Origin of the sequence: Actinomycetospora sp. (genome assembly GCF_036497585.1) — a bacterium.
Lineage (GTDB): Bacteria > Actinomycetota > Actinomycetes > Mycobacteriales > Pseudonocardiaceae > Actinomycetospora.
This window is the reverse complement of record NZ_DASXJD010000232.1, coordinates 1-22290: the sequence shown is the minus strand read 5'-3', so window position 1 is coordinate 22290 and position 22290 is coordinate 1. Positions and strand designations below refer to the sequence as shown.

At 74.1% G+C, this 22290-nt stretch carries 20 protein-coding genes; 11 read left to right on the top strand and 9 right to left on the bottom strand.

The annotated features are described in order from the left end of the window. Nucleotides 1–44 precede the first annotated feature (44 nt). The 4 genes from sucB to lipB all read left to right on the top strand — a co-directional run bounded on the left by sucB (nucleotide 45) and on the right by lipB (nucleotide 5102). Nucleotides 45–2015 carry a 2-oxoglutarate dehydrogenase, E2 component, dihydrolipoamide succinyltransferase gene (gene sucB, locus VGH76_RS24595; RefSeq protein WP_331559386.1) on the top strand — a complete coding sequence of 657 codons (1971 nt, stop codon included), beginning with the start codon at nucleotides 45–47 and terminating at the stop codon, nucleotides 2013–2015. 159 nt (nucleotides 2016–2174) lie between these two features. Continuing rightward, nucleotides 2175–3065, top strand: coding sequence for a TIGR01777 family oxidoreductase (locus tag VGH76_RS24590; protein ID WP_331559385.1), 891 nt, complete (start codon nucleotides 2175–2177; stop codon nucleotides 3063–3065). Nucleotides 3066–3069: 4 nt separating this feature from the next. Further along, on the top strand, nucleotides 3070–4338 hold the full coding sequence (locus VGH76_RS24585) for an NAD(P)/FAD-dependent oxidoreductase (RefSeq protein ID WP_331559384.1): 1269 nt from the start codon (nucleotides 3070–3072) through the stop codon (nucleotides 4336–4338). A gap of 29 nt (nucleotides 4339–4367) precedes the next feature. After that, the gene (gene lipB, locus VGH76_RS24580) at nucleotides 4368–5102 is read left to right on the top strand and encodes a lipoyl(octanoyl) transferase LipB (protein WP_331559383.1); all 735 of its coding nucleotides are present in this window, start codon (nucleotides 4368–4370) and stop codon (nucleotides 5100–5102) included. Between the two features lie 29 nt (nucleotides 5103–5131). Here lipB and VGH76_RS24575 read toward each other — a convergent pair whose 3' ends face one another. Then, the gene (locus tag VGH76_RS24575) at nucleotides 5132–6061 is read right to left on the bottom strand and encodes an LLM class F420-dependent oxidoreductase (RefSeq protein WP_331559380.1); all 930 of its coding nucleotides are present in this window, start codon (nucleotides 6059–6061) and stop codon (nucleotides 5132–5134) included. Nucleotides 6062–6102: 41 nt separating this feature from the next. Here VGH76_RS24575 and lipA point away from each other — a divergent pair, with 41 nt between their 5' ends. Both lipA and VGH76_RS24565 read left to right on the top strand, forming a co-directional pair. After that, on the top strand, nucleotides 6103–7128 hold the full coding sequence (lipA, locus tag VGH76_RS24570; RefSeq protein ID WP_331559379.1) for a lipoyl synthase: 1026 nt from the start codon (nucleotides 6103–6105) through the stop codon (nucleotides 7126–7128). A gap of 24 nt (nucleotides 7129–7152) precedes the next feature. Then, a complete protein-coding gene (locus VGH76_RS24565) occupies nucleotides 7153–7896 on the top strand; it encodes a DUF4191 domain-containing protein (protein ID WP_331559378.1) in 744 nt (247 codons plus the stop codon). Here the strand turns inward: VGH76_RS24565 and VGH76_RS24560 are convergent, their stop codons facing one another. Further along, nucleotides 7897–8460 carry an RDD family protein gene (locus tag VGH76_RS24560; RefSeq protein ID WP_331559377.1) on the bottom strand — a complete coding sequence of 188 codons (564 nt, stop codon included), beginning with the start codon at nucleotides 8458–8460 and terminating at the stop codon, nucleotides 7897–7899. It lies immediately after the preceding gene. A gap of 256 nt (nucleotides 8461–8716) precedes the next feature. Between VGH76_RS24560 and glnA the strand changes: the two genes are divergently transcribed. Further along, nucleotides 8717–10138, top strand: coding sequence for a type I glutamate--ammonia ligase (gene glnA, locus VGH76_RS24555; protein ID WP_331559392.1), 1422 nt, complete (start codon nucleotides 8717–8719; stop codon nucleotides 10136–10138). A 60-nt stretch (nucleotides 10139–10198) separates the two neighbouring features. Here glnA and VGH76_RS24550 read toward each other — a convergent pair whose 3' ends face one another. Continuing rightward, entirely contained in the window at nucleotides 10199–10519 is a 321-nt protein-coding gene (locus VGH76_RS24550; protein ID WP_331559376.1) for a hypothetical protein, read from the bottom strand. Nucleotides 10520–10654: 135 nt separating this feature from the next. Here VGH76_RS24550 and VGH76_RS24545 point away from each other — a divergent pair, with 135 nt between their 5' ends. Next, a complete protein-coding gene (locus tag VGH76_RS24545) occupies nucleotides 10655–11203 on the top strand; it encodes a Uma2 family endonuclease (RefSeq protein ID WP_331559375.1) in 549 nt (182 codons plus the stop codon). 7 nt (nucleotides 11204–11210) lie between these two features. Here the strand turns inward: VGH76_RS24545 and VGH76_RS24540 are convergent, their stop codons facing one another. The 3 genes from VGH76_RS24540 to VGH76_RS24530 all read right to left on the bottom strand — a co-directional run bounded on the left by VGH76_RS24540 (nucleotide 11211) and on the right by VGH76_RS24530 (nucleotide 17441). Next, on the bottom strand, nucleotides 11211–14261 hold the full coding sequence (locus tag VGH76_RS24540) for a bifunctional [glutamine synthetase] adenylyltransferase/[glutamine synthetase]-adenylyl-L-tyrosine phosphorylase (RefSeq protein ID WP_331559374.1): 3051 nt from the start codon (nucleotides 14259–14261) through the stop codon (nucleotides 11211–11213). A gap of 76 nt (nucleotides 14262–14337) precedes the next feature. Further along, the gene (locus VGH76_RS24535) at nucleotides 14338–15681 is read right to left on the bottom strand and encodes a glutamine synthetase family protein (RefSeq protein ID WP_331559373.1); all 1344 of its coding nucleotides are present in this window, start codon (nucleotides 15679–15681) and stop codon (nucleotides 14338–14340) included. 77 nt (nucleotides 15682–15758) lie between these two features. Next, nucleotides 15759–17441, bottom strand: coding sequence for an alpha/beta hydrolase (locus tag VGH76_RS24530; RefSeq protein ID WP_414637808.1), 1683 nt, complete (start codon nucleotides 17439–17441; stop codon nucleotides 15759–15761). A 2-nt stretch (nucleotides 17442–17443) separates the two neighbouring features. Between VGH76_RS24530 and VGH76_RS24525 the strand changes: the two genes are divergently transcribed. Beyond that, complete coding sequence (locus VGH76_RS24525) at nucleotides 17444–17680, top strand: hypothetical protein (protein ID WP_331559371.1); 237 nt, start codon at nucleotides 17444–17446, stop codon at nucleotides 17678–17680. A gap of 118 nt (nucleotides 17681–17798) precedes the next feature. Continuing rightward, nucleotides 17799–18632, top strand: a complete 834-nt coding sequence (gene panB, locus VGH76_RS24520) for a 3-methyl-2-oxobutanoate hydroxymethyltransferase (protein WP_331559370.1) — start codon at nucleotides 17799–17801, stop codon at nucleotides 18630–18632. A 52-nt stretch (nucleotides 18633–18684) separates the two neighbouring features. On the opposite strand, the gene VGH76_RS24515 is transcribed toward panB, so the two are convergent. After that, entirely contained in the window at nucleotides 18685–19650 is a 966-nt protein-coding gene (locus tag VGH76_RS24515) for an alpha/beta hydrolase (protein WP_331559369.1), read from the bottom strand. Nucleotides 19651–19896: 246 nt separating this feature from the next. Between VGH76_RS24515 and VGH76_RS24510 the strand changes: the two genes are divergently transcribed. Further along, nucleotides 19897–20184 (top strand): hypothetical protein, encoded by a 288-nt coding sequence (locus tag VGH76_RS24510; RefSeq protein ID WP_331559368.1) that lies wholly within the window; start codon nucleotides 19897–19899, stop codon nucleotides 20182–20184. Between the two features lie 58 nt (nucleotides 20185–20242). Here the strand turns inward: VGH76_RS24510 and VGH76_RS24505 are convergent, their stop codons facing one another. Next, the gene (locus VGH76_RS24505) at nucleotides 20243–20923 is read right to left on the bottom strand and encodes a DUF4190 domain-containing protein (RefSeq protein WP_331559367.1); all 681 of its coding nucleotides are present in this window, start codon (nucleotides 20921–20923) and stop codon (nucleotides 20243–20245) included. 114 nt (nucleotides 20924–21037) lie between these two features. After that, on the bottom strand, nucleotides 21038–21958 hold the full coding sequence (locus VGH76_RS24500) for a hypothetical protein (RefSeq protein WP_331559366.1): 921 nt from the start codon (nucleotides 21956–21958) through the stop codon (nucleotides 21038–21040). Nucleotides 21959–22290 lie beyond the last annotated feature (332 nt).

The following is a 22290-nucleotide window of genomic DNA, read 5'->3' as shown; positions in this document are numbered from 1 at the left end:
CGCCCCAGCTGAGCAACCGGTTCCGCGAAGGAGTCCCGAGCACGATGGCCTACACCGTCCAGATGCCTGCTCTCGGCGAGAGCGTCACCGAGGGCACCATCACCCGGTGGCTGAAGCAGGAGGGCGACCACGTCGACGTCGACGAGCCGCTCCTCGAGGTCTCGACCGACAAGGTCGACACCGAGATCCCCTCGCCGCAGGCCGGGATCCTTCAGCGGATCGTCGCCGGTGAGGACGACACGGTCGAGATCGGCGGTGACCTCGCGGTCATCGGCGACGAGTCCGAGGGCGGCGGGGGCGGCGGCGGGGCGCAGGAGTCCGCGCAGCAGGAACCGGCGCCCCAGCAGGAGTCGGCGCCCGAGCCGGCCCAGCAGCAGCCCGAGCCGGCCCAGCAGCAGCCCGAGCCCGAGCCGGAACCCGAGCCCCAGCAGCAGCAGCCGGCGGCGTCGTCGGGCGGCTCATCGGCGGGCGGGTCCTCCGGCGGCTCAGGAACCGAGGTCGAGATGCCGGCGCTGGGTGAGTCGGTGACCGAGGGGACGATCACCCGCTGGCTCAAGCAGGTCGGCGACACCGTCGAGGTCGACGAGCCGCTGCTCGAGGTCTCGACCGACAAGGTCGACACCGAGATCCCCTCGCCGGTCGCCGGGACGCTGCTCGAGGTCCGCGCGAACGAGGACGACACCGTCGAGGTCGGCGGCGTCCTCGCGGTCGTCGGGAGCGGCAGCCCCTCCTCGGGCGACGGTGACGCGCCGTCGCAGCCGGAGCCGCAGCGGTCCGAGCCCGAGCAGCCCCGGCAGCCCGAGGAGAGCGGGTCGTCCGGCACCGACGAGGACGGCGCGGTCGCCGCCTCGGGCGCGGACGACTACGTGTCCCACGAGGTCTCCGAGCCCGTCGGGCCGAGCGGGCCGGCGAACGCGGGCGCCCTCGAGTCCCAGGAGTCCGGCGGCGGGGCGTCGACCCGCGGGGACGGCAACGGGCAGAGCTCGCCGCAGGGCGCCCCGTACGTGACGCCGCTGGTGCGCAAGCTCGCCTCCGAGCGCGGCGTCGACCTCTCCGCGATCAGCGGCACCGGCGTCGGCGGCCGCATCCGCAAGCAGGACGTCGTCAAGGCCGCCGACGAGCAGGACCAGCAGCGCGCGGCCGCGTCGTCGGCCCCGTCCGAGACCGAGGCCGAGGCGCCCCGGCAGGCCGCGGCCACGGGCGGGTCCGGTCCCGGCGCGGTGCACGGCGGCGAGGTGCAGCGCCCGTCGGGCGCAGGCTCGGCGATCCCGGCGCCCGACGAGTCCGGGCTGCGGGGCACCACGCAGAAGCTGTCGCGGCGGCGGGCGACGATCGCCAAGCGGATGGTCGAGTCGCTGCAGACGTCCGCGCAGCTCACCACCGTCGTCGAGGCCGACCTCACACGGATCGCGCGGCTGCGTGACCGGGCCAAGGACGACTTCGCGCGCCGCGAGGGCGTGAAGCTCTCGTTCCTGCCGTTCATGGCGCTCGCGACCGTCGAGGCGCTCAAGGCCCACCCGGGCGTGAACTCCTCGATCGACACCGAGAAGGGCGAGGTCACCTACCACGGCGCCGAGCACCTCGGGATCGCGGTGGACTCGCCGGCCGGGCTGATCGTGCCGGTGATCCACGACGCCGGGGACCTCAACCTCGGCGGGCTCGCCCGCAAGATCGCGGACGTGGCCGACCGCACCCGCGCGAACAAGATCGCCCCGGACGAGCTCTCCGGCGGCACGTTCACGATCACCAACACCGGCTCGCGCGGCGCGCTGATCGACACCCCGATCATCAACCAGCCCCAGGTCGGCATCCTGGGCACGGGCGCCGTCGTGAAGAAGCCGGTCGTGGTGACCGACAGCGAGGGCGGCGAGTCGATCGCGATCCGCTCGATGGCCTACCTGTGCCTGTCCTACGACCACCGCATCGTCGACGGGGCGGACGCCGCCCGGTTCCTCGGGTCGGTCAAGGCCCGGCTCGAGGCCGGGGCGTTCGAGGCGGACCTCGGGCTCGTCTAGCGCCCTGCCCCCGTCGTCCTGATCGAAGGGCACCCTCGCTCGACTAGATCGAGCGAAGGTGCCCTTCGGTCGAAACCGGGGCGAACCGGACGCCGACGACGACACCCGCCGGGCGCTCCCCGGGTCGCGCCGCGCCCGGGACTCCGCAACGATCACGCCATGCGCGTCGTCATCTCCGGTTCGTCCGGACTCATCGGTACCGCGCTGGTGCCCCACCTGCGCAGCGCCGGCCACGAGGTGGTCCGCCTGGTCCGCCGCACGCCGCAGGCCCCCGACGAGCGCGGGTGGGACCCGCCGTCAGGGCGCATCGACGACGGCGCCCTCGACGGTGCGGACGCGGTGATCAACCTCTCCGGCGCCGGGATCGCCGACAAGCGCTGGACCGGCGCCCGCAAGCAGGAGCTGCGCGACAGCCGCCTCGTCCCCACCGACGTGCTCGCCCGCGCGGTCGCCGCCCAGGGCGTCCCCGTGATGATCAACGGGTCGGCGGTCGGCTACTACGGCGACACCGGGGCGGTCGCGGTCGACGAGTCGGGCGCCCGCGGCCGGGGCTTCCTCGCCGACCTGGTCCGCGACTGGGAGAACGCCACCGCACCGGCCGCCGTGGCCGGCGCGCGGGTCGTCACCATCCGCACCGGGCTCGTGCTCTCCCACGCCGGCGGCCTCATGGGGATCATGCGGCCGGTGTTCAAGTTCGGCCTCGGCGGGCGGCTTGGCTCCGGCGAGCAGTACTGGCCGTGGATCAGCCTCGATGACGAGATCGGCGCGATCACCTGGGCGCTCGAGCACGACACCGTCTCCGGCCCGGTCAACGCCACCGGCCCCGCCCCGGTGACCTGCCGCGAGTTCGTCACGACGATGGCCTCGGTCATCCACCGGCCCGCCCCGTGGATCGTGCCGGGCTTCGCGATGCGGGCCGTCCTGGGCGAGTTCGCCGACGAGGGCGTGCTGGTCAGCCAGCGGGTCCTGCCGGGCGTCCTCGAGCGCGAGGGCTACACCTTCTCGCACACGACGGCGAGCGCCGCGCTCTCCGCCGTGCTGGACGGCTGAGCCCGTGGCCGGTCCGCCGGATCTGCCGGACGCGATCGACGTCCTCGTCGTCGGGGCCGGTCTGGCGGGGCTGAACGCCGCCCGGACCGTGGCCCGGTCCGGTCGCTCGGTGGTGGTGTGCGAGGCCTCGGACGGCGTCGGCGGCCGGGTGCGGACCGACGTCGTCGACGGGTTCCTCGTCGACCGCGGCTTCCAGATCCTCAACACCGCCTATCCCGCGCTCCGCGCCGCCGTGGACCTCGAGGCCCTCGACCTGCGCGCGTTCGTCCCCGGAGCGGCGGTGCGCACCGACGACGGCCGGCTCCACCGGCTCGCCGACCCCCGACGCCGGCCCTCCTGGGCGCCGCGGACCGCGCTCGACTCCTTGCTCGGGCCGCGCGCGAAGCTCGGGATCGCGGCCTACACGCTGCGCTCGCTGCTCGTGCCGCCCTCGCGCCAGTCCCGGGCGCCGGAGCGCTCCGCGGCAGCCGACCTCGCCCGGTTCGGGCTCTCCGGGGCGGCCACCGAGCGGTTCCTGCGCCCGTTCCTGGCCGGCGTCACCGGCGACCCCGACCTCGCCACGTCCTCACGGGTGGTCTCGCTCTTCTGGCGCACCTTCGCCCTCGGCGACCTGACGGTGCCCTCGCGCGGCATCGGCGCCGTCCCCACCCAGCTCGCCGCGCGCCTGCCCGCGGGGACGGTGCACCTCTCGACCCGGGTCACCGGGCTCACGCCGTCGGGTGCGGGGGTCGACGTCGGGACCGACCGCGGGCGGGTGCGGGCCGGAGCGGTGATCGTGGCCGCCGAGGGGACCGCCGCCGCCGCGCTGCTCGGCGGCCGCGTCGAGGCCCCGCACCCGCTGGCGCTGACCAGCCACTACCACGTCACCGACGTCCCGCCGACCCGTCAGGCGCTGCTGCACCTCGACGGCACCGGCGGCCCGATCGTCAACACCCTGGTCCTCACCGCCGCGGCGCCCTCGTACTCCCCCGACCACCGCCACCTCGTCGTCTCGACGGTGCTCGGGTCCGAGCCGCTGCCCGAGCCGCGGCTGCGGGCCGAGCTGGAGCGGATCTACGGGCGGGCGACGGCGTCGTGGGAGCACCTGACGACGGTGTCGGTCCCGCACGCCCTGCCCGCCACCCCGCCCCCGACGCCGCCGCGCCTGCGCCGGGAGGTGGACCTCGGCGACGGCCGCTTCGTCGCCGGCGACCACCGGGACTCCCCCTCCACCCAGGGCGCCCTCGTGAGTGGTCGGCGGACGGCGCAGGCGGCGCTGGCGCGGCTCGGCTGAGCACCCTCGGGCCGAGTAGCTTCGGGGCCATGGGCTCCCACCGCGCGAGCAGCGACCCGATGCAGGTCCTCGACCTGGGCACCGTCGAGTACACGCAGGCCTGGGAGCAGCAGCGCACCCACGCCGCGGCGCGCGTCGCGGGCACCGGGCCCGACGTCCTCATGCTCCTCGAGCACCCCAGCGTCTACACCGCGGGCCGGCGCACTCAGCCCGAGGACCGCCCGGCCGACGGCACCCCCGTCGTCGACGTCGACCGCGGCGGCCGGATCACCTGGCACGGCCCCGGCCAGCTCGTCGGCTACCCCGTCCTGAAGCTGGCCGAGCCCTTCGACGTCGTCGCCCACGTGCGCCGCCTCGAGGAGGCCCTCATCCACGTCTGCGCCGGCTACGGGCTGACGACCGGGCGCGTCGAGGGCCGCTCCGGGGTGTGGCTGGCCGCCGGCGCGGGCCGGCCGGAGCGCAAGATCGCCGCGATCGGGGTGCGGGTGGCGCGCGGGGTGACGCTGCACGGGTTCGCGATCAACGCCGACCCCGACCTCACCGCCTTCGGCGCGATCGTGCCCTGCGGGATCTCCGACGCGGGCGTCACCAGCCTGACCGCCGAGCTGGGTCGGCAGGTCGGCGTCGAGGAGATCCGGCCCGCCGTCCGGGACGCCGTCCTGGCGGCCTGCTCCAGGGATCTCCCCGTCAGCGACCACCCGCTCGAGCGGGCCACGACGGCGACCGTCGGCGGCGTCGCGGTGGAGATGCTCGCCGGCCGCTGAACCCTTCGCCCGCGGTAGGCAGACGACCCCTACAGCGCCGGCGCCACGTGCCCGGCGACGAACTCCAGGTGGTCGAGGTCGGAGAGGTCGAGCATCTGCAGGTACACCCGCTCGACGCCGACCTCGGCGAACCGGCCGATCTTGTCGACGATCTCGGCCGCCGTGCCTGCCAGGCCCCGCGCCCGCAGCTCGTCGGGCTCCCGGCCGATCGCCGCCGCCCGCCGTCGCACGCTCGCGTCGTCGCCGCCCGCGCACAGCACCTGCGCCGTCGAGCGCCGCAACGTGCCCGGATCGCGCCCGAGCTCACGGCAGGCGTCGTCGACCCGGTCGAGCTGGGCGGCGACCTCGTCCACCCCCGCGAACGGCACGTCGATCTCGTCCGCGTAGCGCGCGGCGAGCGCCGGGGTGCGGCGTCGTCCGGAACCCCCGACGATGATCGGCGGGCGGGGGTCCTGCACCGGCTTGGGCAGCCCGGGGCTCTCGGCGAAGGTGTAGTGCTCGCCGTCGAAGCTGTAGCCCCGTCCGACGGGCGTCTGCCACGCCCCGGTCAGGACCTCGAGCTGCTCGGTCAGTATCCCGAAGCGGTCCGCGAGCGACGGGAACGGGATGCCGTAGGCGCGGTGCTCGGCCTCGTACCAGCCGGTGCCGAGGCCCAGCTCGACCCGCCCGCCCGACATCTGGTCGACCTGCGCGACGGCCACCCCGAGCAGACCGGGCAGGCGGAAGGTGGCCGCGGTCATCAGCGTGCCGAGCCGGATCGTCGTCGTCTCCCGGGCCAGCGCGCCCAGCGTCACCCACGCGTCGGTGGGCCCGGGCAGCCCCGACGAGTCCCCCATCGCGAGCAGGTGGTCGGAGCGGAAGAAGGCGTCGTAGCCCGCGTCCTCGGCGCAGCGGGCGACCCGGAGGAGATCGTCATAGGTGGCCCCCTGCTGCGGCTCGGTGAAGATCCGGAGGTCCACGACTGATCAGCCTATCGGGCTAGCGCGCGTAAACTCGGGCCGTGACCACGACGACCGGACCCGCGACCGCTCCCGAGGGACGCAAGCTGCTCCGCCTCGAGGTCCGCAACTCGCAGACACCCATCGAGCGCAAGCCCGACTGGATCCGCACCCGCGTCCAGACCGGCCCCAACTTCTCCGAGCTCAAGGGCATGGTGCGCTCCGCGGGCCTCGCCACGGTGTGCGAGGAGGCGGGCTGCCCCAACATCTACGAGTGCTGGGAGGACCGCGAGGCGACCTTCCTCATCGGTGGCGAGCAGTGCACCCGTCGCTGCGACTTCTGCCAGATCGACACCGGGAAGCCCTCGCCGCTGGACCGCGACGAGCCCTGCAAGGTCGCCGAGTCGGTGCGCCAGATGGGGCTGCGCTACTCGACGATCACCGGGGTGGCCCGCGACGACCTCGACGACGGCGGGTCGTGGCTGTACGCCGAGACGGTGCGGCAGGTCCACGGGACGAACCCGGGCACCGGGGTGGAGCTGCTCATCCCGGACTTCGACGGCCGCGACGACCAGCTCGGCCCGGTCTTCGACGCCGCGCCCGAGGTCCTCGCACACAACCTGGAGACGGTGCCGCGCATCTTCAGGCGCATCCGCCCGGGCTTCCGCTACGAGCGCTCGCTCGACGTGATCCGCAAGGCGCGCGCTGCGGGCCTCGTCACGAAGTCGAACCTCATCCTCGGCATGGGCGAGACCCCCGAGGAGGTCACCTCGGCGATGCGCGACCTGCACGACGCCGGGTGCGACCTGCTGACCCTCACCCAGTACCTGCGCCCGTCGCTGCGCCACCACCCGGTGGAGCGCTGGGTGAAGCCCGAGGAGTTCGTGAAGCACCGCGACGAGGCCACCCGCATCGGCTTCGCGGGCGTCATGGCCGGACCGCTGGTGCGCTCGTCCTACCGGGCCGGGCGGCTCTACGCCCAGGCCAAGCGCCACCGCGGCGAGGCGCTGCCGGAGGGCATGGCCGAGCTGGCGGACGAGGGAGAGGCCCGCCAGGAGGTCGGCTCGGTCCTGGCCCGCCGCGGTTAGGACCCTTCCGGCAGAATGGGTGCCATGGCGAAGGGCACCGCCGGCAAGGCGACCAAGGAAGAGAAGAAGGCCGCCAAGCAGGCTGCGCGCGCGGAGCGCCGACAGCGCTGGTCGCAGATCTGGCAGGCGTTCCAGATGCAGCGCAAGGAGGACAAGCTCCTCCTGCCGCTGATGATCGGCGTCATCGTCCTCACCGCCCTCGTGGCGCTGGTGGTCGGCCTGCTCATCGGGCAGTCGTGGTTCCTCGTGCCGATCGGGGTGCTGCTCGGCGCGGCGCTGGCGATGCTCGTGTTCGGGCGCCGCGTGCAGAACAACGTCTACGCCAAGGCCGACGGCCAGCCCGGCGCCGCCGGGTGGGCCCTGGACAACATGCGGGGGCAGTGGCGGGTCACCCAGGCCGTCGCGGGCACCACCCAGCTCGACGTCGTCCACCGCGTGATCGGCCGCCCCGGCGTGGTGCTCGTGGCCGAGGGCGCCTCGCACCGGACGAAGGGGCTGCTCGCCCAGGAGAAGAAGAAGGTCTCCCGGGTCGCCGGCCAGGTGCCGATCTACGAGCTCACCGTGGGCAACGAGGAGGGCGACGTGCCGCTCTCCAAGCTGCAGCGGCACATGACCAAGCTCCCCCGCAACATCGACCGCACCCAGATGGAGACCCTCGAGAAGCGGCTCGCGGCCATCGCGGGCCGTGGCGGCCCGGCGATGCCGAAGGGCCCGATGCCCAAGGGCGCCCAGATGAAGGGCATGCAGCGCACCGTCCGTCGGCGCTGACTATCTGGTCCTGACGACGACGGTGCGGCTGACGCGGTCGTGCAGCCCTCGCCCGTCCCGGTCCATGATCAGCGCCGGGACGACGAAGAACAGCGAGACCGTCCGCGCCAGGGCCCACGCCCCCACCCGCGGGGCCCCGTCGACGCGCGCCACCCGTAGCCCCGTCAGGACCATCGCCGGCGTCTGGCCGAGGAGCGCGACCGGCAGGGTCACGAGCACCGCCCACACGGCGAGGCTGAGGTAGGCGGGCGCCGGGAAGCTGATCGCCGAGGCGACGAGGCCGCCGACGAGCAGGTCGAGCAGGAACTGACCGCCGCGCAGGAGCGGGCTCGCCGCCGAGCCGGGGCCGTGCTCCGGGAGCCCGAGATCGCGGCCGGGCCACCCGTCGGCGTCGGGGCGCGTCGCCCCCCGGGCCGGCGTCGGCCTCGGCCCCCCGTTCGGCTCAGCACCGGGTACGCGTCGTGTCGGCGCGGTCGCCCGACCCGGACCTTCGTGACGTTCCGGGCCACCCCTGGCCGCCCGATCAGGCCCCTCGTCGGTGAGCCATTCACGAATCCACGACACTCTGACAGGCTACGGTCCCGCGGCGTCGGGATGCGCCACGGCAACGTCGCCGACCGGCTCGTCCACGACCCGACAGCGGACGACGGGACGGTGCACGAAATGTGAGACGGGCCCGTTAACTGCTGCGAAACACCGACGCGACGAGCGAGTAACGCCGCCCGCTTAGCGTCCGGGATCACCTGATGCGGTGAGCGGCACCCGACCGGGCGGGACCGTTCGGGCCGTGACGACAGTGCCAGAGAAGGAGCCAGCGAGGGTGTTCAACAACCAGGACGAGGTCTTCAAGTACATCTCCGACGAGGGGGTGCAGTACGTCGACGTCCGGTTCTGCGACCTCCCCGGCCAGATGCAGCACTTCACCGTGCCCGCGTCGGAGTTCGATGAGGCCGTGTTCAACGACGGTCTCGCCTTCGACGGCTCCTCGGTCACCGGGTTCCAGACGATCAACGAGTCGGACATGACGCTGCTGCCCGACGTGGCGACGGGGCGCATCGACCCGTTCCGGGCCCAGAAGACCCTGAACATGAACTTCTTCGTCCACGACCCGCTGACGCTCGAGGCCTACAGCCGCGACCCGCGCAACGTGGCCCGCAAGGCGGAGAACTTCCTGTCGACGGTCGACGTCGCCGACACCTGCTTCTTCGGCCCCGAGGCCGAGTTCTACATCTTCGACTCGGTGCAGTACGAGTCGTCGATGAACCGCCAGTTCTACGCCGTCGACGCCATCGAGGGCGTGTGGAACACCGCCCGCGAGGAGGCGGGCGGCAACAAGGGCTACAAGATCGCCGCCAAGGGCGGGTACTTCCCGGTCGAGCCCACCGACCAGACCTCCGACCTGCGCGCCGCGATCGGCACCAACCTCACCAACGCCGGCTTCGCGCTCGAGAAGCTGCACCACGAGGTCGGCACCGGCGGCCAGGCCGAGATCAACTACAAGTTCAACACGCTGCTGCACGCCGCGGACGACCTGCAGCTGTTCAAGTACATCGTCAAGAACACGGCGTGGCAGGCCGGCAAGTCGGTCACCTTCATGCCGAAGCCGCTGGCCGGCGACAACGGCTCGGGCATGCACTGCCACCAGTCGCTGTTCAAGGGCGGCGAGCCGCTGTTCTACGACGAGAACGGCTACGCCGGGCTCTCGGACATGGCCCGCCACTACATCGGCGGCATCCTGCACCACGCGCCCTCGCTGGTGGCCTTCACCAACGCCACGGCGAACTCGTACCACCGCCTGGTGCCCGGCTTCGAGGCCCCGATCAACCTGGTCTACTCGAACCGGAACCGCTCGGCGTGCGTCCGCATCCCGATCACGGGCAACAACCCGAAGGCCAAGCGCCTCGAGTTCCGCTGCCCCGACTCGTCGGGCAACCCGTACCTGTCGTTCGCGGCCATGATGATGGCGGGCCTCGACGGCATCCGGAACAAGATCGAGCCGCCGACGCCGGTCGACAAGGACCTCTACGAGCTCCCGCCCGAGGAGGCCGCCAACATCGCCCAGGTGCCGGCCAGCCTGGACGCCGCGGTCGACAACCTCGAGTCCGACCACGACTACCTGCTCGAGGGCGGTGTGTTCACCTCCGACCTCATCGAGAAGTGGGTCGAGCTCAAGCGCGACGACGTGACCGGCCTGCGCCTGCGGCCGCACCCGTACGAGTTCGAGCTGTACTACAACTGCTGAGATCGAGCGGCTGACGACGACGGCCCGGCCACCCCACGGGGTGGCCGGGCCGTCGTGCGTCTACCGCCGGTCCCGCAGGTCCTCCCGCGGGGAGAGCGCCGCGGCGGCCACGTACTGGTAGACGTAGCGGACCTCCTCGCCCTGGCTGATCGGGACGCACACCCACCCGACCCACTCCCCCGTCGTCGTGCGCCGCCACCCGAGGAGCTCCCCCGGGACGCGGCTCTGCAGGTCGACGCCCTCGGGGTACGCCCGCGGCGGGCGCTCCGTCGGGCGGGGGTAGGCGACGGCGAGGTCCACCCAGACCCGTCGGACCTCGGTGCGCTGCAGGGCGCCCGATCGCTCGTTCCGGCGCTGCGCCGGACCCCGCTCATCGAACACGTGTTCGATGATGACGGGTCGCCCCACCCGAACGCCACCGGGCCCGCCGATGTCACTCGACGGGCCCGAGGCTGTCGGTGGCCCGTGCGACGGTGCGACCATGACCGCCACGCCCGACGCCGACGAGGAGGCACCGTGGCCGCACCCGAGCAGGTGCCCGACCCCTTCGTGCACGCCGGACCGTGGACCGAGCAGGACTGGCTCGATCTCCCGACGGAGCAGCACGTCGAGCTCGTCGACGGTGCCCTCGTGATGAGCCCGCGGGCGTCGAACCCGCACCAGCGGCTCGCCTACCGCACCTGGGGCGCCCTCGACGCCGGCGCCACGGTCGGATGGGACGTCCTCGGCGAGCCGAACGTCCGCGTCGGGATCGACCGGGTCCTCATCCCGGACGTCGCCGTGATCGCCCGGGCCGACATGGCCGCTGCGATGAACGACGCGGCCGACGTGGCCCTCGTCGTCGAGGTCGTGAGCCCGGGGAACGCCGCGTACGACCGCATCCTCAAGCCGCGGCTCTACGCCGAGGCCGGCGTCCGGTGGTACCTGCGGATCGAGCAGGACGGTCCGGTCGGCCACCTCCACGAGCTCGACGGCGCCTCCTACCGCGAGGTGGCCCAGGGACCCGTCGTCGGGCTGACGGCGCCGTTCCCGGTGACGCTGGACCTGCCGCACCTCGCCCGTTGAACAGCTCTCAGTCCACCGCCGAGAACGCCTCGTCCACGACCGCGCGGGCGTGCCGGGTGACCCGGCGGTACTCGTCGATGCAGGCCCCCGGGTCGTCCTCCGGGTAGCCGAGCGCGGAGGCGATCGCCGCGAGCTCCCGCCCGGAGCGGGGCAGCTGGTCGGTGGGCTTGCCCCGCACGAGCGTGGCCACGCCCCGGGCCCGGGTCGCGATCGTCCAGCCCGCCGCGAGCGCGGCGGCGTCCTCGGCGGAGAGCAGGTCGGCCTCCGCGAGCGCCCGCAGCGCCTCGAGCGTCGACGTCGTGCGCAGCGACGGCAGCCGCCCGGCGTGCTGGAGCTGGAGCAGCTGCACGGTCCACTCGACGTCGGCGAGCCCGCCGGTGCCGAGCTTCGTGTGCAGCGCGCGGTCGGCGCCCCGCGGGAGGCGCTCGGCGTCGACCCTGGCCTTCATCTTCCGGATCTCCATCGCGGCCGGCTCCGGCAGGCCCTCCCCGGGGTAGCGGTACGGGGCGATGACCTCCTCGAACCGTCGGCCCAGCTCGGGGTCGCCGGCCACCGGGCGGGCGCGCAGCAGGGCCTGCCGCTCCCAGGTCGCCGCCCACCGTCGCAGGTAGTCCGCGTAGGAGGACAGCGTGCGCACCAGCGGCCCCGACCGGCCCTCGGGACGCAGCTTGGTGTCGACCTCGAGCGGCGGGTCGGGGCTCGGCGCCCCGAGCGCCGCGGTGACCGCCTCGACGACCGCCCGCGCGTACGTCGTCGCGTCCTGGTCCGAGACGCCCGCGGCCGGCTCGCACACCACGACGACGTCGGCGTCGGAGCCGTAGCCCAGTTCCGCCCCGCCGAGCCGGCCCATCCCGATGATCGCGATCTCCGCGGGGCGCGGCCCGTCCCCGGCCCGCTCGCGCTGGGCCGCGTCCAGCGCGGCCTGCAGCACCGCCACCCAGACGCTCGACAGCGCGGCGCACACCTGCGGGACATCGGTGAGCCCGAGCAGGTCGGCGCACGCGACCCGCAGCAGCTCGACCCGGCGCAGCGAGCGGGCGACGTTGCTCGCCGAGCGCGGGTCGGTGTGCCGCCCGACGGCGGCGCGCAGCGAGGTCGCGACCTCGTCGGGGTCGCGCGCCACCAGGTCCGCGGAGGGCCCGTCGCCCCCGAGCAGGCGCAGCACCTCGGGCGAGCGCGGCATCATCTCGGCGACCCACCGGGAGGTGCCCAGCACGTAGCAGAGCCGATCGGCGGCGAGGCCCTCGTCGCGGAGCAGCGCGAGGAACCACGGGGTGTCGGCGAGCGCCTCGGAGACCTTGCGGTAGGCGAGCAGCCCGTGGTCGGGGTCGGCGGTGGTGCCGAGGCGGTCGAGCAGCACCGGCATGAGCGCCCGCTGGATGCGGGACGCGCGGCTGGTCCCGGACGTCAGCGCGGCGACGTGCTTGAGCGCCCCGGCCGGCGAGCTCCAGCCCAGCGCCGCGAGCCGCTTGGTGGCGCTGGACTCGGTGAGGACCAGCTCCTCCCCCGGCACCCGGGCCACCGACTCCAGCAGCGGCCGGTAGAAGAGCTTCTCGTGAAGCCGCCGGACCCGGACGGTGTTGCGGGCAAGCTCGCCCTGCAGGACGCCGACGGCGTCGCGGCGGCCGTCGGGACGCAGCTTCGCGGCGCGCGCGAGCCAGCGCAGGCCCGCGGCGTCGTCGTCGGAGGGGAAGAGGTGGGTGCGGCGCAGCTTCTGCAGCTGGACCCGGTGCTCGAGCATCCGCAGGAAGCGGTAGGAGGCGGCGAGGTTCGCGGCGTCGTCGCGGCCCACGTACCCGCCGTCGCCGAGCGCCTTGAGGGTCTCGAGGGTGTTCTGGCCGCGCAGCGTCTCGTCGCCGCGGCCGTGGACGAGCTGGAGCAGCTGCACGGCGAACTCGACGTCGCGCAGCCCGCCGCGGCCGAGCTTGAGCTCGCGGTCGGCGTGGTCGTGGCGGATGTGGTCCTCGACCCGGCGTCGCATGGCGCGCACGTCGGCGACGAAGTCCTCGCGCTCGGCCGCGCTCCAGACCATGGGGGCGAGCGCCTCGCAGTACTCCTCGCCGAGCGCGAGGTCGCCCGCCACCGGGCGCGCCTTGAGCAGCGCCTGGAACTCCCACGTGCGCGCCCAGCGCCGGTAGTAGGAGACGTGGCCCTCGAGGGTGCGCACGAGCTGCCCGGACCGGCCCTCGGGGCGCAGGTTCGCGTCGACCTCGAGAAAGGCCTCCGTCGCGATCCGCATCATCGCCGCGGCCACCCGTGTCGCCGAGTCCACGGAACCGTCGGCGACGAAGATGACGTCGATGTCGGAGACGTAGTTGAGCTCCCGCCCGCCGCACTTGCCCATGCCGATGACGGCGAGCCGGTGGTCGGCCGTCCGCTCGGGCCCGACCTCGGCGCGCGCGACGGCGAGGGCGGCCTCCAACCCGGCGGCGGCGACGTCGGCGAGCTGGGCGGAGATGACGTCGACCGGCCAGAACGGCAGCTCCGGTTCGCACACCGACTGCAGGTCCGCGGCCGCCAGCAGCAGCACGTCGTCGCGCCAGGCGAGGCGGAGCAGCTCGACGGCGGCGTGGCCCGAGACCGTCGCGGCGGGCGTCTCCTCGTCGGCCTTCGCGCCCACCGCGTCGAGGTGGGTGCGGCGCCGGTCGGCCGCCGAGGGCATCCGGGAGGCGTCGTGCACCCGGCCCGGCGCGAGGACGGTGCGCAGCAGCCGCCACCGCTCGGGCTGGGCGACGAGGTGGTCACCCAGCGCCGTCGAGCCGCCCAGCACCCCGAACAGCCGCCCCCGCAACCCCTGGTCGGCGCGCAGGGCCGCGTCGAGCTCGGCCCAGCCGTCGGCGGCCAGGGCCTCGCGGAGCCGCTCGATCGCCAGCAGCGCGAGGTCGGGGTCCGCCGCCCGCGCGAGGGCCCACACGACGAGGGCAGCGCCGGGCACCGGGTCCTCCCCGTCCCACCAGCCCAGCTCGGCCAGGCGGGGGCCCGCGTCGGCGTCGGTGAGACCGAGACGCGCCGGGGCCCGAGCGGGACGGCGATCGCGCGCGGCACGGGGAGCGGTCACTTCGTCGAGCCTAGAGGCTCGACGTGTGCGTGCGTTTCCGTGCCGGGGCACGGAAACACACGCACTCGAGCGAAGCTCAAAGAATCGGCAGGTAGGTCGACAGCTCGTAGGGGGTCACGTTGCGGCGGTAGTTGTCCCACTCGGTGCGCTTGTTGCGCAGGAAGAAGTCGAACACGTGCTCGCCGAGGATCTCGGCCATGAGGTCGGACTGCTCGAAGGCCTGCAGCGCGCCGTCGAGGTTCTGCGGCAGCGTCTGGTACCCCATCGCGCGCCGCTCGCCCTCGGTGAGCGACCAGACGTTGTCCTCGGCGGCCGGCGGCAACTCGTAGCCCTCGGAGATCCCCTTGAGCCCGGCGCCGAGGATCACCGCGTAGGCCAGGTAGGGGTTGGCCGCGGAGTCCAGCGACCGGACCTCCACACGCCGCGACGAGGCCTTGCCCGGCGAGTACATCGGCACGCGCACCAGGGCCGACCGGTTCGCGTGGCCCCAGCACACCGCCGTCGGGGCTTCGCCGCCCACCACGAGGCGCTTGTAGGAGTTCACGAACTGGTTGGTGACCGCCGACATCTCGCGCGCGTGGCGCAGCACGCCCGCGACGAAGGCCTTGCCGGTCTTGGAGAGCTCGAAGGGCTCGGCGGCGTCGTGGAAGGCGTTCTGGTCACCCTCGAACAGGCTGACGTGGGTGTGCATCGCCGAGCCGGGGTGGTCGGTGAACGGCTTGGGCATGAACGACGCCCGCACGCCCTGGGTGATCGCCACCTCCTTGACGAGGTAGCGGAACGTCATGATGTTGTCCGCCATCGTCAGGGCGTCGGCGTAGCGCAGATCGATCTCCTGCTGGCCGGGCCCGCCCTCGTGGTGGGAGAACTCGACGGAGATCCCCATGGCCTCGAGCGCCTCGATGGAGCGGCGACGGAAGTGCGGCGCGACGTCGTGGCTGGCCTGGTCGAAGTAGCCGCCGGTGTCCGCCGGGACGGGCGGCGTCCCGTCGTCGGGAAGGCCCCGCAGCAGGTAGAACTCGATCTCGGGATGGACGTAGCAGGTGAAGCCGGCCTCAGCGGCACGCGAGAGCGACCGGCGCAGCACGTGGCGCGGGTCGGCCCACGACGGCGACCCGTCGGGCATCGTGATGTCGCACAGCATCCGCGCCGAGTAGTGGTCGCCCTCGGTGTCCTCCCAGGGCAGGACCTGGAAGGTGGACGGGTCGGGCTTGGCGACCATGTCGGACTCGTAGACGCGGCTGAAGCCCTCGATGGACGAGCCGTCGAAGCCGATCCCCTCGGCGAACGCCCCCTCGAGCTCGGCGGGCGCGATCGCCACCGACTTGAGGTAGCCCAGGACGTCGGTGAACCAGAGCCGCACGAAGCGGATGTCGCGCTCGTCGAGCGTCCGCAGGACGAACTCCTGCTGGCGATCCATCCCCCGACCCTAAGGAGACCGTGTTACAGGGGCGTCACAGGGGGGTCCTACCCTGCCCGCCCGGTCGGGGGTTCTCGTCACCCCTGGTCGGGACACCGGGCGTTCGCCGGTGCCGGGGTGCCGTCGACGAGGTAGCGGGTGACGATCGTGTCGACGCACGGGAAGCCCTGGAACGACGCGGTGTGCTGGTCGCCGACCTTGGTCAGCAGCGACCCGTGCAGGTCCTTCGCCAGGTTCACGCCGGACTGGTACGGGGTCGCCGGGTCGTCGGTGGTGGAGACGACGAGCGGGGCGGCGAGTCCCGCCACCTGCGGCACGTGGGGGCCGTCGGTCGCGGGCACCGGCCAGAAGCCGCACGTGTCGAGCGCGGAGCTCGGGCCGCGCCCGGAGTCCAGGAACGGCGCGGCGGCGTTGTAGCGGCGCGCCTGGTCGAGCGCCTGTGCATGGTCCTTGATCTGCGGGTCGTCGACGCAGCGGACCGCGTTGAAGGCGTCCTGCTGCGGGGAGTAGACGCCGTTGGGCGCGCGGTCGTAGTAGTCGTCGGCGAGGCCCATGAGGGTCTGGCCGCGGCCCTGGGTGAGCTCGGTGAGCCCCTGGCGGAGCTCGGGCCACTGCGAGGTGGCGTAGAGCGCCTGGATGGTGCCCTGCTGGGCGTCGCCGTACGAGAGCTCCCGGCCGTCGGGCAGCGCGATCGGCTTGGCCAGCAGCGGGCGGGTCAGCTGCTGGAAGCGGGCGGTGGCCTCTCCAGGTGCGCTGCCGAGGGGACAGCCCGGCTTCGACGCGCAGTCCTTCGCGAACGCGTCGAACACCCCCTGGAACCCGCGGCCCTGGTCGACGAGGGCGTCGGTCGAGTTCTGGGAGGGATCCACGGCGCCGTCGAGGACCATCGCCCGGACGTTGCGGGGGAACTCCTCGGCGTAGGCCGACCCGATGTGGGTGCCGTAGGAGTAGCCGAGGTAGGTCAGCTGCTTGTCGCCGACGACGCCGCGCAGCACGTCCATGTCCCGGGCGACGTCGCGGGTGCCGACGTTGGCGAGGAAGCTCGTGCCGGTCTTCTGGGCACAGCCGTCCGCAGTTTCGCGGGCCGCGGCCTCGGCGCGCGCGACGCCGGCCGGGGACGGGTCGAGGATGTCGGTGGTGCGCTGGGCGTCCTGCTGGGCGGCGGTGAGGCAGTGGATCGTCGGGGTGCTCGCGCCGATCCCCCGCGGGTCGAACCCGACGAGGTCGAACTTGCGGGCGACCTCGGTGTTCTTCATCAGCAGCGCGAGCTGGGAGGCGATCTGGATCCCAGACGCCCCTGGGCCGCCGGGGTTGACCAGCAGCGACCCGATGCGCTGGGTCGCGTCGGTGGCCGGCAACCGCGAGATGGCGAGCTGGGCGGTCGGACCCTGCGGATTGTTGTAGTCGATCGGGACCTCGAGCTTCGCGCACTGCAGGCCGGGCTGGGCGTAGTACTGGCGCTGGTCGTCGGTGGTGGCGAACGGGACGCACGAGCCCCAGTCCGGTCGCTGGGTGTAGAAGCGCTCGAGGCCGGGAGGTATCGCGCCCGGGGTCGGGTCGGCGGTGCTCGTCGTGATCGCGGCCGGCGGGGCCGCCGGGCCCGTCGCGGCGTCCGCGCACCCGGCGGCCAGGAGGACCGCGAGCGCCGCGACGAGGCGGAGCACCGTGCGGGACGGGCGACGCGGTGGGGTCGGGACGCCGCCGCCGTCGTCGTCGGTCCGACCCTCGGTCCCCGCGCCCCGTCGCCTCACGACGGTCATCCTTGCAACCCCCGATCGGCGGCCACGCCCGCCCCCGGGCGCCGCCCCGGCCCCGCCTGCCCCGCCGCCCCGGCCCCGCCCGCCCCGGTGGCAGCAACGGCACGTTCCTGGCGTCCAACGTCAGGACGGCGCCACTCACCCCCCAGGACCGCCGGCCCTGCCCCACAAGCAACGGCACGTTCCTGGCGTCCAACGCCAGGACGGCGCCGTTCACCCACCGGGATGCCGCCGCGCTGTGAAGCTCGTCCCACCGGGCCCGCACCACGCCCGCGCGGTGAAACGCTCGTGTCGTCCGACCAGAACCTCGGCACGCCCGGGGACCCGCGCCGCGGGCCTCGAGGCAGGAGGACGGAGACGATGACGTCACCCGAACCGCAGGCTGCCCGTTCGCTCCCGAAGCGGGTCCGCATCCACCACCTGCAGCAGTGGAAGGACGCGGGTGAGCGCTGGCCGATGCTCACCGCCTATGACTTCCCCACCGGACGGATCTTCGACGAGGCCGGGATCCCGGTCCTGCTCGTCGGCGACTCCGCCGCGAACAACGTGCTCGGCTACGACTCCACCGTGCCGGTCTCGGTCGACGAGCTGCTCATGCTCACCAAGGCGGTCGTCCGGGGCACGTCCCGGGCGCTCGTCGTCGCCGACCTCCCCTTCGGCTCCTACCAGTCCTCCCCGGCGCAGGCCCTCGAGACCGCGGTGCGGTTCTTCAAGGAGGGCGGCGCGGCCGCGGTGAAGCTCGAGGGCGGCGCGCAGTACGCCGGCCAGATCCGCGCGCTCACCGACGCCGGCATCCCGGTGATGGCCCACCTCGGCTTCACCCCGCAGAGCGAGCACGCGCTCGGGGGGTTCCGGGTGCAGGGCCGGGGTGCCGCGGGGGCCGAGAAGCTCATCGAGGACGCGCTGGCCGTCCAGGCCGCGGGCGCGTTCGCGGTGGTGCTCGAGATGGTCCCGGCCGACGTCGCGAAGCGGGTGACCGCCGAGCTGCGGGTCCCGACCATCGGCATCGGCGCGGGCCCGGACACCGACGCGCAGGTGCTCGTCTGGCCGGACATGGCCGGCCTGAACACCGGGCGGGTGCCGCGGTTCGTCAAGCGCTACGCCGACCTCGCCGGTGCGCTCGGGGGCGCCGCCGAGCAGTTCGCGCACGAGGTCCGCGAGGGCGCCTACCCGACGGCGGAGCACTCGTTCTGAGGTGCGCTACGCGCCTGTGAGCACTTTCCGGGGTCATAGCCCCGGAAAGTGCTCACAGGGCGGCAGCCACCTCCGCATGCAAGGCCGCCACCGCGTCGTCGCACGCCGTCGAGACGTCGGTGAAGCCGAGGAACCCGTGCACCAGCGACGGGTGCTCGCGACGCCGCACGTCCACCCCGGCCTGCGCGAGCGCGTCGGCGAAGGCGTGCCCGGCGTCGCGGAGCGGGTCGAACCCGGCGGTGGCGATGATCGTCGGGCCGAGGCCGGTGAGGTCGGCCCGCAGCGGTGAGAGCCGCGCATCACCCCGTGGGGACGCCCCGGCGAGGTAGAGCCGGCTGCACGCCACCACGTCGGCGGCGGTGAGGAAGTACCCCTCGCCGTTCTCGCGGACCGAGGGGTACCAGCCCTCGAAGTCCGGCGGCGGGTAGACCAGCAGGGTCACGGCGGCCGGGGCGCCCGTGTCACGCCGGGCGAGCGCGGCCGCCGCGACGAGGTTCGCGCCGGAGCTGTCGCCCGCGAGCCCCAGGCGGGCGGGGTCGGCGTCCCAGCGGTCGGCGTGGGCGACGACCCAGTCGAGCGCCGTCAGGACGTCGCCGTGCGGCACCGGGAAGGGCTGCTCGGGGGCGAGGCGGTGATCGACGGCGACGACGACGGCGCGGGTGTCGTCGGCCAGGCGCTGCGCCACCGGGTCGTAGACGTCGCCGCCGCCGAGAACCCAGCCGCCCCCGTGGACGAACACCACGAGCGCTCCCGACGCCCCGCCCTCCGGACGGTGCACCCGCAGCGGCACCGGGCCGTCCGTGACGAGCTCCGGTCCGCGGTCGACCGGACGCACGGTCTCGACCATCAGCGCGGCGTAGCGCGCCCGCGCCGCGGCCACCCCCTCGGCAGTCTCGGTGCCGGCGAACATCGCCGGCTCACCGCGGTCGCGCATCCGTGTGAGCAGGGCCGCGACCTCGGGGTCGACAGCCTCGGGCGGGTTCCCGACGGACGGTTCGGGGTGATTCGCGGACGCCACGCCCGGACACCCTAGGGCCGGAACCACCCCACCGTGTGCTGGTCCGTGTGGGGGAAGCACGAGCAAACTGTCCGGGGGCCTCGCCCGTCCCGCCGGCCGTTGCCGAATCGACACCTCCGTCGAGGGCAACCGGGCCCCGGACGACACGTCTGACTCCGTGCCGGGCTCGATCGATCCCGAACGAGCCCGGTGCTCTTCCCCCCCGGCCCCGGTCCGCTCCCGACCACGAAGGATCTCGCGCTCCCGATGGCACTGCCCTGGCCCCACAACACCCCGACCCTGCCCCGCGTCGGTCTGCCGGACCTGCGCGCCGATCAGTCCGCCACCGCCCGTCCGACCCCGGAATGGCTGCTGCGCGCCCGCGAGGTCGCCACCTCGCCGGTGACCGCGCTCGTCGTCATGCTCCTGGGTCTGGTCGGCCTGTTCGTCCTGCCGATGGTGGGCCTGCCGTTCGTGGCCCTCGTCGTGCTGCCGATCGTGATCTACCAGCTGCGCGCCGAACAGCGCCGCAACCTGCGCCTCGGGCGCCGCTGACGCGACGACCGCGGCCCGCGCCCGCCCCCGGTTCCCCTCGGACCCGGGGGCGGCGTCGTCAGTAGGAGTTCCCGCCCGACGACGCGGCCGCCCCGATGATCACGACGATGAAGAACACGAAGAGGAGCACGCCGAGCGCGAGGATGATGTAGCCGATGATCAGGCCGGCGAGCGCCATCCCGTCCCCGGTCTCGTGCCCCTCCCGGATCTGCCGCCGCGCGATGTGCCCGCAGATCACACCGCCGATCGCGGTGACGTAGAAGAACAGCCCCAGGAGCGAGAGCACCAGCGAGACGATCGCCAGGCCGTTCGTCGGGCCGGCCCCGGATCCCGCGTAGCCGTACGGCGACTGCTGAGGGTAGCCGGGCTGCCCGTAGGCGGGCTGGACGTAGCCGGGCTGCCCGTATCCCTGCTGGCCGCCGTACCCGGTCTGCCCGTATCCCGGTTGACCGAAGCCCTGCTGGCCGTACCCGCTCTGGCCGTAGCCCTGCTGCCCGTAGCCGGTCTGCCCGTACCCCTGCTGGCCGTAGCCGCCCGAGGAGCCCGGCGACGGGAACGACCCGGACCCGGGCCCGGCCTGCTCCGACGAGCCCGAGCCGGTGGTGGAGCTGCCCGGGTAGGCGGTGGGCGGCGGGTAGCCGGACGACTCCTCCGAGCCCGACCCCGAGGACCCGGCCTGCTCCCCCTGCGGCCGCGCGAACGGGTCGCCGTCCTGCGGCTCGCGGTCCGACTCACTCATCTGATCCACCCCAACCCCGGTCGCGGGGGCCGGATCGGGGCCACCCGTGTGACGCGGCATCTTCGCACGCATCACCGACACGCAGCTCCCAACGACGCGAATCGGGCCCGGCGGTCAGGACCCCGAGCCGCCCGACGAGGGCTTGTCCGATCCCGCCGATCCACCGGCGGGCTTCGAGGATCCCGACGACGGCGAGGGCTTCGGCGCCGGCGGCTCGGAGGGCTTCGAGGAGGGGGCCGACGACCTCGGGCGCGACGAGCGGGGCGGCGCCGCCGAGGTCGGCGACGACGGCGCGGCCGAGCCGGACGGCGCCGTCGTCGTGGACGGAGTCGTCGTGGGCGGTCGGGTGGTCGACGGGGGCGTCGGCCGGGTCGTGGTGGTGGGCGGGGCGGACGTCGGCGTGGTCGTCGTGGGCCGGGTCGTCGTCGAGCCGCCCGGAGCCGCACCGCCCGGCGCGGCACCACCCGGCGCGGCACCACCCGGCGCCGAACCCCCCGGAGCCGCACCGACCGGGCCCGCACCGGCGGGCGCCCCCGCGGCGGGTGCCCCCGATCCCCCGGCGGGACCTGCCGCGACCGGGGCGACCGCGGCCGGCACGCCGATCCCGGCGGCGAGTTCCCCCGGCCCGGGCAGCGGCCCGCGCTGCGCCTGTAGGTCGACCTGCGTCGCCGTCGTCGGGGCCACGACGACCGGGACCGGGCCCAGGTCGGTGATCGCGGGGGCGGCGAGGCCGGTGGGCCGCACCGCCAGGGCCTGGGACGTCGGGCCCTGGGGAGCCGGGGTCGAGGAACCGGCGAACAGCGCGCCGAGCCCGGGGGTCATCGCCAGCGAGGTCGAGGTCCCGGCGACGGTCTGGAACACCGCGGTGCTCAGCGCCGCCGCGCCCATCAGCGACACCCCGGCCACCGCGACCCGACGTCGTCGCGCCCCGGGCCCGTCGTCGACCGCCGTCAGCCCGACCCACGGCGACCCGGCCGGGGCGACGCCACCGAACAGCACCCCGTCGACGCCCGCGCCCGACGTGCTCGCTCCCACGCATTCCTCCTGCCGCTCCGACCCGGCCCCCGACTCCCACCTGGGGACCACGGCACCCGGACACCTGCCCGGTTCCGGGCGCCGTGTGCCAGTCAAACGGACGTAAGGTGTAGTCGTCCTTCGGACGATCAGGCGGGAGATCCCTCGGCCGAGTGGGCCGCGCGCTCACCCGAGGGAGTCCCCGGGGAACGCAGGGTGGACCAGCGCGAACGTCTGCCGGTCGCGCCCCGGCAGCCGCTCACCGCGTCACGCCCAGCAGCCACACACGGCCGACCGGGCGGCGTCGACCCGTCGTCGTCCCCCGAACAGCCCTACGATGCCGCCGTGTCTCC